The organism is Pseudodesulfovibrio sp. JC047, assembly GCF_010468615.1.
In the GTDB taxonomy this organism is placed as follows: Bacteria; Desulfobacterota; Desulfovibrionia; order Desulfovibrionales; family Desulfovibrionaceae; genus Pseudodesulfovibrio.
Window position 1 is genome coordinate 136066 of the sequence record NZ_WUEH01000004.1, and the last position, 14875, is coordinate 150940.

Sequence of the window (14875 nt, forward strand, 5' to 3'; positions counted from 1 at the left end):
AATGGATACAGCAAAAAAAAATCCCGCAGACTCGCGAGATTAGAGGTATCTGACATCATGTCCATCAGATATATAATGTTTTGAAATTCTGCTCGATATCGGGATATCTTTTGAAATTCGTATACTCTCTGGCCGCTTTGTTCACGTAGGAAACCATCTGTTTGACAAGCGTATCCCGTTTGACAGTGCGATTCCAGGAGCGCACTTCACAATTCCCGTTTGTCACCAACGCCATGGACCATGCCAAAACAGTGGACCGTTCAATCCGGTCCACACCGTCCTGAACATCAATTGTCAGAATAACCCGTGTGAAGGTGTCTCGATGCCGATCCACAACCGTGTTGATGCTGGACACTTCAGCCGTGCTCAACTCCAAATCGGACAGACTGACGGTTCCCTTGACCGAAACCAGTCCTGACAAACCGATCTCTGCATCCTGCCTTCCGGTCAGGACACCCCCCATGACCACGGCAAATCCTGCCAACAGGACAAAAAAAACCGCAATAAGATTTCCAAGAAGACATCGACGACTTTTCAAAACATGAAGAGACATGGTACCACCGCCTAAAAATCCAATCTTTCCGGTATGAAAAGTTGTGGAAAATTACCACGATTTTGATAAGTAAATGATTTCATCGGTCTTTGCAAACCCTTTTTCTTTGCCAACACGATACAAATCACCTTCTGCGATACATATTTACTGATAGTTCAAATGGATACATATTAGGGACACCAAAAAACTCTTTCACCGTCTTTTTAGGAGGAATACGGGGCCAGGAGTTGTATGTTCCGGCCTGATACGGTAGATGTTTTCCCATATGGCGTACAAAAAAATGACTGAATATCGCATTCCGGTTGAGCATCTCAGGCCGGGAGTTTTTATCAGGCTGGAAAAAACAAGCTGGTTCGACCATCCTTTTTTATTCAGTAATTTCAAAATAAAAGATCAGAAACATGTGCAGCTCATTCAACGGCTGGGAATATCGCACGTCCTCTGCATCCCTGAAAAAAGCGATGTACTGCCACTCAACGCACCCGAACAAGAGCCAGCTTCTCTGCCTGTGGAAGAACAAATTTCACAGGACATCATCGACCATCTCTGGGCAATCAAGAATGAACGCACCCTTCGTCTCCGCCAAAAAAAGGAACGGATTGCCCGCTGTGAAAAACACTTTTCCACATGCATCTCCCATTTCAACGCCATTGAACGCAATCTGTTGAGCGGCACCGATCAGTCGCTGGAAGAGGCCCTCAACTTTGTTCAACGTCTCACCGATTTATTTCTGAAAGATCGCGAATCCACCCTGCATTTGATGCACGTCACGGCCAAAGAGGAAGCGACATATTCGCATCCGATGAACGTCGCAATTTTATCAATGATGGTTGGCAAGGAAGCCCGATTGACGGAAAGCGACATGACAACCCTGGGTCTGGGCGCGCTTCTTCACGATATAGGCAAGAACCGTATCCCGAAAAAGCTGCTCAAAAAGCGGGGGGAACGCACTCGACCTGAACAGGAAATTCTTCGTCAACACCCTGTTTTCGGGGTGGAAATGCTCTCGGAGGTAGACGCTCTGTCCTCCCGGGTCGCCACCATTGTCGGGCACCATCACGAACAGATGGATGGATCGGGATACCCGAAAGGACTTGATGGCAGTGCTATTGATCCACTTGCGCGTATCGTGACCATTGCTGACGCCTATGACAACCATTGCAACCATGCTGACCCCATGGATTCAATGACGCCGTACCTCGCCCTTTCCCACATGTTCGGGCACCAGAAGCACCTCTTCGATGTGGAAGATCTGACTTTGTTCATTCGCTGTCTGGGGATATACCCACCCGGAACAGTGGTGGAATTATCCAACGGAGACATCGGCATGGTCATGGCCGTGAACCCGAAAAGCCAGCTCAACCCGAGCGTCATGCTCTACGATCCCGATGTGCCGAAAAAAGAAGCGTTGATCGTGGATCTGGTGGATGAACAGGATCTCAAGGTCGAAAAATCCATCCGCCTGACCCAACTCCCGCAGGAAGCACACGACTACCTTTCTCCACGCGCAAAATTCACCTACTACGTGGACCCCACGCAATGATCGAGCACTGGTCGCGAACTTTCCAATACACTTCCGCGACTATTGAAACCGCCACCCGTTGGAATACACGTCAAAAGAATCACTCCTGATCCGCCCGACCAATGTGATGTTATTCCGTTCCGCGTAATTGATGGATGAACTCGTTGCCGCCGAAAACCCGCACAGAATCGGGATATTCGCGGTCGCGGCCTTTTTGGTGAGTTCGAGTGCCAGACGTGACGACAGCATGGCGATATTCACTCGGTCCAGGGTACCTTCAAGCAACGCACGACCTATGGCCTTGTCAAAGGCGTTGTGCCGTCCCACATCTTCGCCAAAGGCCAAAAGCTCCCCTTCCAACGAAAACAGGGCCGCGCCGTGGGTTGACCGGGTATTCTTGTACAAATTCTGCCGCCGCTCAAAGGACCGTTTAAACGCAAACACTCGTTCCGGCACCACATGCACGGGTTTTGGCGAAGGGTACAGACGACGGATACATTCCGCCGTCTTCAACGTCACCGTGGCATGAGAAGTGGACCGATACCGAAAGGAACAGTCCACCATATCGTCCCCTTCACGAATCATGGAATGGGTAAAAAGATATCCCGCAATCAAGGACAAATCATCGCCGGGAGTCCGGGTCAATGCCCCAAAATCCCGACCATTCACCACGATACGAATATCCGATTCCACGGCCACAAGTCCTTCCTGAAAAGACAGCGAGCCTCCCGAGAACTGCTGAAGGGTCACGGGACAGGCCAATCGCACGGCCTGACCCGACTCCGGAGTCTGCTGCCGCTCGCTTTCGGCTTCATTATTCAAGACATACAATTTCACATGCGACATGCTCTGCTCCCCACCTACGACTCCAGGGTATTCCACAACGTCGCGGTGAGCGGCTGCAATTTGTGCTCATGCGCAAAAAGATCAAGATGGATCAGCCCCATTTGAAGGACATCCAGATTCGGACGCGGTTCATACTCGCGCAAATCGACATTCAAACAGTATTTGCCACAGGCGTGACACGCCTCGATCCGTTCGGCGTTCGTCCCATCGGCATAAAAGACTTCACGGGTCTCTGCGTCATCATTGCCACAGGCCGGACACGCGTTACGCTTGAAACGCCAATCATGCCCGCAGTGAGAACAGTGCAAATATTTCTTGCCACCGCCTCCGACCAGTTGATCGAGTTCCGACACCTCTTTGGGCGACAGCATGGAAATGGAAGGCGTGGAACCGCACACCGGACAATACCCGTGATCCCAGGACAAGGAGGCAAGGGACTCACCCAGGGTTTCGACAACAGCACAAAGAACAGGAACGGAAATGGTCTCTGAAATGGACAACAACACGTCCGGGGACACCGTCTCCGGGCAAACAGAGGTGTTCTCGAAATATTTCCGATCGCCTTCTATCCAGGCCTGGGCAAGTCCCGAAACATGCTTGGGATCAGCCATCCATTCTATCAAGCTTTTCCGAGTCGCTTCGTCCAACGCCAGCACTTCGGACAAAATGGGCACCACGACTGAAGCGGATTCAACCAGCTCGTTCGCCCACAGTGTCATGTCGTTTCCAACCAGAACAGGCACCCCGGCTGAAATTCTGGCAGGATCGATGGCCGGTATCGCCACCCCTTTTTTCATCAGATCGTCGCGCACGCCCGCAACAGCGAGAAAAACCCGACCGAATTGGTCAGCGAGTTCGCCATAGGCCGGTGTCCGTTCGCGAATGGACGCCAGGGTCGTTTCAACCATCGTACTGGCAGATACAGTGCTCATGAAATGCTCCATGCGCCCCACGGCGAGGAGGACGGGATGGCACACAACCATCCCGTCTCCTCGTGTGGAGAGGATTAAGTGTTATGCTTTCAAAGCCTTAAAGGGTCTAGCCAAGGTCGCAAGAAATTGTTTCTTGCTCATGGGACCAACCGTTGCCTGCGCAACAGAGAACTCATGATAGTTCTCCGGCTCATCAATGAGCAGATAGATCACATTGACCTCGTCAGGATCGGCGAGACGCGCTTTCGGGTATTTCTTTTTCAAGGTAGCCAGCCGCGAATTGGCAAGTTTGAGCATATCGCTCCGCTCGCCAAACTGCATGGCGCCGGTGGGACACACCTTCACGCACGCCGGCACCAGTCCATTATGAATCCTGTCATTACACATGGTACATTTGGCCATCAGCCCGGTCTCTTCATTGCGACGCGGGATATTGTACGGACAGGCATCCTTGATTTCCTCGAACTGTTCCTTGGTAAAGCCCTTTGTCTTCTCGGTGAAAATGACCGCACCGGTCTCTTCATCCTTGATAATGGCTTCTTCAATGTAGATATCACCCATCTCCTTACAGGCGGCCAATTCACAATGGCGGCACTGATCCGGGAAGAAGTTCCAATGAACCTTGCCATCTTCGAGGTGCTCGTTAAAACGAACAAGTTTATAGTTGTTGGCATTCAGATCCTGCGGATTCTGATGGCTGCCCCACTTGTACTGCGTGGTTTTGTTCGCTGGCAGCTCATGCCATTCCTTACAGGCTATCTGACATCCACGGCACGCTGTGCATCGTGACGTATCAACGAATATCGTCTTGGGCATGGCGTACTCCTTTATATTGCCAGCTCAGTGAGCTTGTCGGCCTTGCGAATATTGACGCAACAGGCCTTGAATTCGGGAATGGTCGTATTGGGATCACCGACAAACGGCGTCAACCTGTTTGTGGAATCTCCTGTTCCCGGCGTGGTCCAACCAAAGCAGAACGGCATACCGATCTCGTGGATGACCTGTCCATGAATCTTCAGCGGACGCAGACGAATGGTGACCATGGCAAACGCTTCGACACGGCCACGGACAGATTCGACAATCACGCCGTCTCCATTCTTGATGCCCTTTTCCTGCGCCAATTCGGGACTCATCTCGACATAGAGCTGCGGTTCCGCTTCAAGCAGGTTGGGGACATTGCGAGTTTCACCGCCACCGCACCAGTGCTCGGTCACGCTGTACGTGGTCAACACCACCGGATATTTCGGATCAGCCGGAGCTGCCAGTTTATCCAGATCGGAATCAACGAACTTGTACACCGGACTGCTGAGCTGACTGGAGAACTTGTTCACCTTCACCGGCGTCTCGACCGGTTCGTAATGTTCGGGGAACGGACCATCCTGACGACCCGGGCCAAAGATCTGACCAAAACCGTGTTTGGACATGATGAACGGGCTTCTGCCCTTGCCGGTGGCCATGGGCGGCCAGCCGCCATCCGGGACATCACCGATCCACTTGCCGTCCTTCCACTCGATAACCGCCTTGGCCGTATTGTACGGCTTGCCGTTCAAATCGACAGAGGCACGGTTGTAGAGAATCCGACGGTTCACCGGCCAACACCAGGACCAGTTCGGGAACAGACCGATATTTTTCTGCATCGCGGTCTGCGCCGTACTACGACGTTTCGCCTTGTTGCCGTCTTCTTCGGTATAACTTCCGGCATACAACCAGTTCAGGCTGCTGGTGGACCCGTCATCGGCCAAAGCCGTGAAGGTCGGGACCTGCTGCCCCTTCTTATATTTGGTTCCCTTGAACTCAACATCCCGCGTAAAGCGACCATTGATCCGGGCACACAAATCATCGACATCGTAGGTTTCAGGATAATCGAGCTTTGTCAGGGCCTCAGGAAGAACACCGCCTTCCTTTTCATACAATTTCTGCACACGCTTCATGAAGCCGCAGAACATGTCGCCAAACGGTTTGGCCTCGAAAGCGGGCTTGATGGCCTGATAATGCCACAGCAACCAACGGCCCGAGTTCGTGACAGACCCGTCTTTTTCAAGACGATGCGCAGATGGCAGCAGGAAGACTTCAGTCTTGATCTTCTTGGGGTCGGCACCTGGCCGTTTCCAGTTATCCGTGGTCTCGGAATGGTGCAACTCGGAGGTCACAAGCCAATCGAGATTATCCAAAGCTTTCCGGAGCTTGTTGGAGTTCGGCACACTGTTCATCGGGTTCAGACCGATGATGATACCGCCCCGAATCTTCTTCTGATACATGCGATCAAACAGATACATGTAGGAATAATCCTCACCCTTTTCGAGCTTGGGCAGATATTCGTAACAGAATCCATTTTCCTTGGTGGCGTTTTCACCATACCACGCCTTGAGCAAACTCGCGAAGTACTTGGGTTTATGTTGCCACCAGTTGGCAGACTGCGAATCATTGGAGATCGGAGTATTGGCCTTGAGGTACTCATCATAGGTCTGCCAACCGCTCTGCGGCATGGCCATGTACCCGGGAATGATGTGATACAGCAGTGCATGGTCGGTCGATCCCTGCACATTGGGTTCACCGCGAAGGGCGTTGATACCACCACCGGCGACACCGATGTTTCCGAGCAGGAGCTGAATGATTCCGGCGGACCGAATATTCTGGACGCCGACAGTATGCTGGGTCCAGCCCAAAGCGTACATGACCGTTCCGGCCTTGTCCGGGCGACCCGTGGCTGCGAAGTTTTCATAGACCTTCATCAGGTCGTCGGCAGACACACCCGTGGTCTCGGAAACCGTCTTCACGTCGTACCGTGCGTAATGCTTCTTGAGAAGCTGGAACACACACCGAGGATCCTTCAGGCTCTTGTCCCGTTTGGGAACGCCCTGCGCATCCATTTCAAAGCCCCACTTGGACTTGTCGTAACTTCTCGTCTTTGCGTCGAACCCGGTAAACAGGCCGTCTTCAAAACCGAAGTCCTTGCCCACGATCAGAGCAGCGTTGGTGTATTCCGTGACATATTCATGGAAGTATTTCTTGTTCTCGACAATATACTTGATCATGCCCCCGAGAAAAGCGATGTCCGTTCCGGACCGAAGGGGAACATGAAAATCCGATCTGGCTGATGTCCGCGAGAATTTCGGGTCCACATGCATGACAGTGGCGCCCTTGTCCTTGGCTTTCAACACCCATTTGAATGAAATCGGATGATGTTCGGCAGCATTACTGCCCATTATGAGGATTGAATCGGCATTCTTGATGTCGATCCAGTGGTTGGTCATCGCACCGCGTCCGAACGACTCTCCCAGAGCCGCAACAGTTGCGCTGTGTCAGATACGTGCCTGGTGGTCCATGTGGACAACACCCAGGCTGCGCATTGCCTGGTGGGCAATCGCACATTCCTCGTTCCCCGCATGGGAGGTACCGAGCATAAACATGGATTCGAGCCGGTTGACCGTTTCACCCTGCTCGTTCTTCAAAATCAGATCCTTGTCGCGAGTGTCCTTGATGCGGCGCGCAATGCGGTCCAACATCCAGTCCCAACTCTTTTCTTCCCACGTATCACTATACGGAGCACGGTACAGGGGCTTTTTCAGCCGATGATGGCTGGTCGTCATGCTGAGCATGGCTGCGCCCTTGGCACAGAGTGCGCCCTCATTCACGGGATAATCCGGATCACCTTCCGTACTGACGAGCTTGCCGTCCTTGACATGCCCGATAATATGACAGCTCACCGAGCAGAACGGACAGACGGTCACAACCTCTTTTGCACCCGAGATCTTCAATGTCCCGGCATAGGCCTTGACCGGAGTAAGATTCACTCCGAGCTGCCCGAGGGTGAGACACGCCGCGCTGGTTCCTGCGAGCTTCATGAAGCTTCGGCGGTCGAGTTTCATACCTTTGGCCTCCTTGCTACGTACCGCGCCCCAAAAGGCCGGCACAGTTATACTCGGACAGAATGTCCAAGTGCGGATACTGTAGCACAAAATTCAATTAAATCAATATGTTATATTTAACATATTACAAGCCGCAGGAATCTTTTCAGGTATATTTTCCAAGAGAAAAGGGAAAACATTCCTGTCCCTTGGACAGGGCATATGACTCGACATCCTGATACCATTTGTCAAAATCTCTGGCGATGCCACACCCAAAGGAAGTGAGGTGATATCCGGCGCGACGACTCGTGGCTCTTTCAATGAGTTTTCGGCCGATCAATTCTTCCGTTGTCTTGATCTTGCCCCATGCCCCCCGATACGACATGCCCAAGGATTCAGCTGCGGCCTTGAGAGACCCACACCGCTCCACCTGACGAAGCAATTGCAATCGGCCAAGCCCGAAAAGCACCCCGTCGTCGGTCTCGACCCATAGGTGCATCCGCATTGTCGGCTCGGGACGAGGTCCTGCCCCCACCGCAGCACTGGCAGATTCCAAAATTTCGGATTTCAGCATAGCGTTCCTCCCCCAAAAAAGTTTCGGGCCTTCACAGCACAGGCTCACTCAATTCGCCGGTGTCCACCGTCACACACTCACACCGGACGCAGCCCTGAAAACGACTTGTCTGATGTGAACATCCTGAAACAGCTCCCATACAAGCCATTTCATCTGATCCCGGGCACCAACTCGTGCTGTTTCGTACTCCCGGGTCACATAGAATCTCCCGACAGACCATTATGTCTGTCAGAACATAATTACCCACTGAGGAAAAATTCCCGACAGAGTAAACACTTCGCGACTGCACATTGATTTGACACTAAAAATAAAATAAATAGATATATTTTAGCATTTTAAGTCGTTTTGCTTTTTCCCCAAAAAAACCTGCACAAAGCTATGATGAAGATTAAATTCAACAAATACGGACAATTGAACTATACTTATCAGGGCATCGAACAAAAATAAAAAAGTGGTGCCAAATCGTTGTACAGTCAATATTCCCGGGAAATTTTCACCATATTCACGGTTTCAAAAATATCTCATTCTGTCGTGCAGGCAGCGAATGATTCTGCCTTTCTTTTCAAAAAAACATTTGTCGTCAGGATGTTAGGCAATCATTCCATGTCCGAAAAGGCAAAAAATGCGCTCTCCACAAGGCTTTCCCTCACCCAAAAAAGAACAAACGAAGACAAACGGTTTGTCGATAAAGTCGATAAAGTGATACGGTCAAAATGATGCAGACACTCAGCACACGATGCAGACCACCAAGTGGTTGACTGACAAGGAGGCACCGATGAAGACACACGCTCGCATACTCTTTGTGGATGACGAACCACATGTTCTTTCCGCGCTTAAACGGATGCTCAGACGCAAGAGCGATGTCTGGGACATGCATTTTGTCGAAAACGGGACCGATGCGCTGCACCTCCTGGAACGCCACCCCATCGACATCATTATTTCTGATATTCGAATGCCGGGAATGGATGGAGCGGAATTGTTGACCCGCATCAAGGAACTATCGCCCGGGACAATCCGGATCGCGCTGTCGGGACAAGTTGACATGAACGAGGTGGTCCGAAGCATCAAGGCGGTCCACCAATACATTTCAAAACCGTGTGAAGCGGGATATCTCATTGATCGCATCGAAAGCGCACTTCGATCACAGGCCATTCTGACCAACAATAAAATGATTCAATTGGTCACCAGAATCGAGGCCTTGCCAGTCATTCCCGAAGTGTTTGAAGAGGCCGAAGCCGAACTCCGCAAAGACGAGCCCTCCATCGAGGTTATTGCCACCACCATAGCCCGGGATGTGGGGCTGGTCGCGGAAATCATCAAGCTCATCAACTCGCCCTATTTCGGGCTGCCGACCCAGGTGGATTCTGTGGAAAAAGCCATCACCCTGTTGGGCCTCGACACCATCCGGGCACTGATATTCTCAACCCATCTCTTCACGGTCTATGAAGAAAAGACGCTCCCGACATTTTCCCTTTCCCTGCTCTGGGAACACAGCTTCCGAGTCTCGAATATAGCCCGTCTCATCGCCACCCACGAGGCGGCTTCGCGACATGTCATCACCCAATGTAGAATGGCCGGACTGCTGCATGACGTGGGGAAACTGGTCATGGCCAGCGCATTTTCCAAAAAATATACAGAGGCCCTCGACCAGGTTGCCTCTCATCCCGAAACAACCATCAGTCAGGCGGAACAGGACCTTTTCGAAATCACCCATGCCGAAGTCGGCGCGTATCTCATGGGACTTTGGGGCATGTCCAGCGATGTGGTCCATGCCATCGGCTATCATCATCGATTCAATGAAATCGACAATGATGTCGCACGGTACTTATCCCTCGCAGACAGCATCGACCACCATTTCGTCATCCTGCATGACCAGTATTCCAGGACATCATTGAGGGAAAAGCTGCTGTCCTCAAAAGTGAACCAGGAAGAATTCACGCAATGGATCTCTTATATCAACGAAAACTGGTCAGGGGAATCGCCACTCAATGCCATCCCCACCGCGACCATCACCGAACTTTTTACAGAGGAGAAACACCATGCCCCCTCGAATTCTCCTGGTAGATGATGAACCCAATGTGCTCTCCGCCTTGCGACGCCAACTCCGTGACAGATACAGGGTAGAAACGGCAACCAATCCGGCCGAGGCACTGGACACAATCGACAAGATGGACCCGTTCTCCGTGGTTGTCTCGGACTTCAGAATGCCTCAGATGAACGGCATCGAATTCCTGAACGAATTCAAAACCATCAGCCCGGACACAACCCGACTGATGTTGACCGGCTATGCCGATCTCGATAATGCGATCAAGGCGGTCAACGACGGCAATGTCTTCCGATTTCTGACCAAACCGTGTGAAAAGGATTTATTCCTGCGCAACGTCAAAGACGCCGTGACCCAGTATGAACTCGTCACCATCCAGAAAATTCTGCTTGAAAAGACGCTCAAGGGAAGTGTCGAGTTGCTGAACGAGATCACCGCTCTGGTCAATCCCGAAGCCGGAGAACGGATCAACCGGGTCAGACGATATGTCCGGTATCTGGCGGCACAAAAAGGGATCACGGATTTCTGGCGATATGATATCGCGACCATGTTGTCCCAGCTCGGCACACTCATTCTCCCCCCCGGCACCATCGCTGATCTGCTTAACGACAAGGAACTGACCGCTGAACAGCTTCAGCTTTTTGAAATGCACCCGGTAATCGCCCAGAACCTGATCGCCAAACTCCCGAGGCTGGACTCCATCGGCGAAATGGTTTCCTACCAGCTCAAGGGATACGACGGCACCGGCACGCCGAAAGATCCAATCAAGGGCACAGACATTCCCATCGGGGGCCGCATCCTGAAAATGGCACTGGACTACGATCTGGCCCTGCATCACACGAAAGATCCACAGAAGGCCTTTCTCCTACTTGAAGAGAATCGGGATAAATATGATCCGGAGCTGCTCTACCACCTGCGGGGGATGCTCGGTGTCGAATCACGATACACCATCCGCACGCTCCACTATGCAGACTTGCAACCTGGCATGATTCTCCACGAAGATGTGGTGTCCACATCAGGCGCACTCTTGCTCAAAAAGAGCCTGGAGCTGAACAAGGAAAAAGTGGATCGAATCGCCCTATTCGCCAAGAAAGTCGGCATTGACAAGGATATCGTGGTTCTTGTCCCGGAACTCATTATCTCAACCATCGCTCTCGACGACGCGTGACAGTGGCGCATCCCCGTGCTCGTCCTCCGGTTCAAAGGGCAGCCGGACCACAAAGGTGGTGCCCACCCCCATTTCAGTGATGACGTCGATGGCACCACCGTGCATGTTGACCACCACATTATGCGCGATGGCCAATCCCTGCCCAGTGCCTTTGCCCACTTCCTTGGTGGTAAAAAATGGATCGAAAATCTTTTCGGCCACGTCATCGGGAATCCCGACACCCGTATCCGTGATTTCCAGCACGACCATACTCCCGGCTGCATACGTCCGTATGGAAATTTCTCCGGGTTCCCCGGTCTCCTGTTTGACCTTTTCAATGGCATGTGCCCCGTTGATGATAAGATTCAGAACAACCTGTCCAATCTCACCGATCAGACAATAGACCGGAGGCAGGGCGTCATCCAGATCGAACGAGACCTCCGCCACATATTTCCATTCATTGGCCGAGACCGTCACCGCGTGTTTGACGATCTCATTCAACTCACTATAACTCTTGTGCATCTCTCCAGGATGCGCCAATTGTTTCACGGACCGGACAATTTCCGTCACCCGTTTCAACCCTGCTTCCGATTCATCCAGAGCCTGAGGGATATCTTCCGCCAGATACTGCAATTCCTTTTCATCAAACAGACTTGCTGCCGCATCCCTTACCCAATCACAGGACTCGATACCAGCCGAAGCCTGCACTTTTTCGACAAAGGCATGACTGTCGGCAATGGTCTTTGAATATGTGACAAAAGCGTCCTTGAGAAACTGGATGTTACTCGACACATATTGCGTGGGAGTATTGATTTCGTGAGCGATGCCCGCAGCGAGTTCGCCGATGGATTCCAATTTCTGCGACTGTCGCAACTGCGCTTCGATCACCAACTGATCGGAGACATCCCGGGCCACACCGACATAGCCGATAAGAGTCCCGCCATCATCCAGAATCGGCCCGATACTAAAATCCTGCGTGTAGTTCTGCCCGTTCTTTTTCCGATTCAATGACCGACCACTCCAGACATTCCCCTGTGTGACCGTCCCCCACAATCCATCATAATAGGCACCGTCCTGCGCCCCGCTTTTCAAGATTCGGGGATTCTGCCCGACAACCTCTTCACGTTTGTAGCCCGTGGTCCTTTCAAAGGCCGGATTCACATAGGTAATATTCGCGTCCATATCCGTGATAATCACCATCTCCCCGGCCTGCTCGATGGCGGCAGACAAACGACTCTTGGCCAGTTCGGCTTCCTTGATCTGGGTGATGTCCGTAAAAGTCAGGACATTGCCCACCACCTCGTCCGTGGAATTCTTCAATTCGACAATTTGACCAAGGACCCAAAAGATATCGCCAGAGCATGAGAGCATCCGCAACTCCCGACGCGTCTTCTGCTTCGACGAGGAAGAGAACCAACTCGCGAGCACCTGAGACCGCTCCTCCGGATGAAGACGCTGAATCCACCCTCGACCAGCCAAATTCACGGAACTTCCACCTGTCAAAATATGCATCTGCTCATTGGCATACAACAGATCACCGGCCATATTCGTGATGACGATGCCCACGGGAGACGCCTTGGCAATCCCCCTGAACCGCTCTTCCACCTCTCGCCGGGCGGCATTGGCCAGATGTTCCGAGGTACTGTCGCTGCCGATGCACAGCACCTCCAAGGGCTGGCCTTTTTTGGAAATACCCCGCGCTCCCCAGGCAATCCATTTGCTGCTGCCGTTCGAAAGCCGCATCTCCGTCTCATAGCGAATCTTCTGGCTCAGAATCATATTCTTGAGGATATCCCGAACCCCGTCCGCCTCTCCATTGGCCAGGAATTGCGACAAATTTTGTCCGACCAAGGTCTCTGATTCCTGAACAAGCAGATCATTCGCATAACTGTTAGCAAAAAGGATCGTCCCATTTTCCCAAACTCGAAGAATCAAATGACTCGCTCCTTCCACCACGTCCCGATACTTCTGTTCGCTCTCCTGAAGCTCCTGAATAATCGGTTCACTCAACCGGAAAAAAATGAAAAGGAAAAAGAGGGTCACGGCAATGCCCACACTGAACACGATCACATTGGCCCGTATGAACGGGGCCTGCACATCCTCGATAGTGACCTTGGTCACCATGCCAAGAATTCCGAATTGCAATGAAAGCGGTGTGAATGCGGCCAAAACCTCGGTCCCGGAATAATCCTGCCCAATGATGGTTCCAGACTCTCCCTTCAAGGCCCGTTTCATGGGTTCCCCACCCGGTCCATCCAACGGGAACCGCCTGAGAGACGCATCCTTGTCCACAATGGTTCCATTCACGACAAGGTATTCGATATGATCCCCGGTCCGTTGAGCGATCGCGTATTCACACAAGCGGTGTTTGATCTGCCCTTTCTGATAGGCCCGGCGCAGATGATCCAACAGGACCTCGCGGGAAGCCATTGTTCCACCTTCAACCTGAAGTCGAAGGGCAAGCCAGCCCAATTCCGCCGCCAGATTGGCCTGACTGGTCACCAGTTCATACAACCTTGCCCGCTGCTCTCGCAGTGATGTCTGATAGAGATACAAGGAACTGAAAACGGAAATCATCCCGACCAGCAGCACCATCAGGGAAGCAAGGAGGAGAAATCGCCTTTTTCTTCGCAACATCCGGGCCTCACACGTCGTTGTTTCTCGAAAGGAATCGTCCCCCAAAAGTAGTGTCGAAGACGGTGGTCTCGCACAGACAGCCTGTGTCATCCCCTTCACAAAAGGGATTTGGCTCTTTCATATACTCAGCACCACTCACACCCGACCAAACGTTTGGTACAGCCATTTTTCCACTCGTGTCACTGTACGTGAAAAAACGTCAAAAGCCAGTTTTTTCCCCACGAAAATCACACCGATGATCGCATGAACAAAATCTATAATCCGCACCCCCTTTACGAGAAAAGGGTTGCGGTGTAGAGGGATGCCTCAACACATGAGCGGACCATGCCAAGACCTTCAATTCAAAATATTGCCTGTGTGGCATCTGACACCCTCAAAGCCCGGGAACGATTGTTCATCCTCGAAAATCACTATCCACTGGTCATGACAACCACCACGGCCCTCGGCAAATCACGGGTGCAGATTCGGGAAGACCTTTCGCGTCCATCTCCAGTGCTTTTCGCCCCGGACCATTCCCTTGAAAAACGCGTCTTCAACGAACAATTCATCGACTAATAAGACAAGATCCAGGACCACTTCCAGTGCTGCACAGACTCATTCAACACGCCTTTTACGGCTCACACATTTGACCCATGTACCCGATACCACTCTCTCTTTATTCCGTCCCATCTCCCAACGATTCGGACACGTCTATTTGACGCAACAGCCCGCACAGCGGGCACAGTGGACAAGCCTGACAATTGTCGTCAGACTAAGAACTCTCAAAGACCTG

11 protein-coding genes are annotated in these 14875 nt (G+C 51.9%); 4 read left to right on the forward strand and 7 right to left on the reverse strand.

Annotated features, from left to right (window positions below; all coding sequences use genetic code 11):
• Positions 1-64: 64 nt before the first annotated feature.
• Positions 65-553, reverse strand: a complete 489-nt coding sequence (locus GO013_RS03935) for a hypothetical protein (protein WP_163808752.1) — start codon at positions 551-553, stop codon at positions 65-67.
• Positions 554-833: 280 nt separating this feature from the next.
• Here GO013_RS03935 and GO013_RS03940 point away from each other — a divergent pair, with 280 nt between their 5' ends.
• Entirely contained in the window at positions 834-2096 is a 1263-nt protein-coding gene (locus GO013_RS03940) for an HD-GYP domain-containing protein (protein ID WP_163808753.1), read from the forward strand.
• A gap of 39 nt (positions 2097-2135) precedes the next feature.
• Here the strand turns inward: GO013_RS03940 and GO013_RS03945 are convergent, their stop codons facing one another.
• The 5 genes from GO013_RS03945 to GO013_RS03965 all read right to left on the reverse strand — a co-directional run bounded on the left by GO013_RS03945 (position 2136) and on the right by GO013_RS03965 (position 8275).
• Positions 2136-2921, reverse strand: coding sequence for a formate dehydrogenase accessory sulfurtransferase FdhD (locus tag GO013_RS03945; protein ID WP_163808754.1), 786 nt, complete (start codon positions 2919-2921; stop codon positions 2136-2138).
• Positions 2922-2935: 14 nt separating this feature from the next.
• Positions 2936-3853 (reverse strand): formate dehydrogenase accessory protein FdhE, encoded by a 918-nt coding sequence (locus GO013_RS03950; RefSeq protein ID WP_163808755.1) that lies wholly within the window; start codon positions 3851-3853, stop codon positions 2936-2938.
• A gap of 81 nt (positions 3854-3934) precedes the next feature.
• Positions 3935-4669 (reverse strand): 4Fe-4S dicluster domain-containing protein, encoded by a 735-nt coding sequence (locus GO013_RS03955; protein WP_163808756.1) that lies wholly within the window; start codon positions 4667-4669, stop codon positions 3935-3937.
• 11 nt (positions 4670-4680) lie between these two features.
• On the reverse strand, positions 4681-7722 hold the full coding sequence (fdnG, locus tag GO013_RS03960; protein ID WP_163808757.1) for a formate dehydrogenase-N subunit alpha: 3042 nt from the start codon (positions 7720-7722) through the stop codon (positions 4681-4683).
• 145 nt (positions 7723-7867) lie between these two features.
• Positions 7868-8275: a LysR family transcriptional regulator gene (locus tag GO013_RS03965; RefSeq protein WP_163808758.1), complete on the reverse strand. Its 408-nt coding sequence runs from the start codon at positions 8273-8275 to the stop codon at positions 7868-7870.
• Between the two features lie 775 nt (positions 8276-9050).
• On the opposite strand from GO013_RS03965, the gene GO013_RS03970 reads away from it, so the two are divergent.
• Together GO013_RS03970 and GO013_RS03975 are read left to right on the forward strand one after the other, a co-directional pair.
• A complete protein-coding gene (locus tag GO013_RS03970) occupies positions 9051-10343 on the forward strand; it encodes a response regulator (protein WP_163808759.1) in 1293 nt (430 codons plus the stop codon).
• The gene (locus GO013_RS03975; RefSeq protein ID WP_163808760.1) at positions 10315-11487 is read left to right on the forward strand and encodes an HD domain-containing phosphohydrolase; all 1173 of its coding nucleotides are present in this window, start codon (positions 10315-10317) and stop codon (positions 11485-11487) included. The genes GO013_RS03970 and GO013_RS03975 overlap by 29 nt, the downstream gene beginning before the upstream one ends.
• On the opposite strand, the gene GO013_RS17350 is transcribed toward GO013_RS03975, so the two are convergent.
• Positions 11461-14103, reverse strand: coding sequence for a PAS domain S-box protein (locus GO013_RS17350; protein ID WP_203529373.1), 2643 nt, complete (start codon positions 14101-14103; stop codon positions 11461-11463). The two genes, GO013_RS03975 and GO013_RS17350, sit on opposite strands and share 27 nt — an antisense overlap.
• Before the next feature lie 324 nt (positions 14104-14427).
• Between GO013_RS17350 and GO013_RS03985 the strand changes: the two genes are divergently transcribed.
• Positions 14428-14658 carry a hypothetical protein gene (locus GO013_RS03985; protein ID WP_163808761.1) on the forward strand — a complete coding sequence of 77 codons (231 nt, stop codon included), beginning with the start codon at positions 14428-14430 and terminating at the stop codon, positions 14656-14658.
• Positions 14659-14875: the final 217 nt, after the last annotated feature.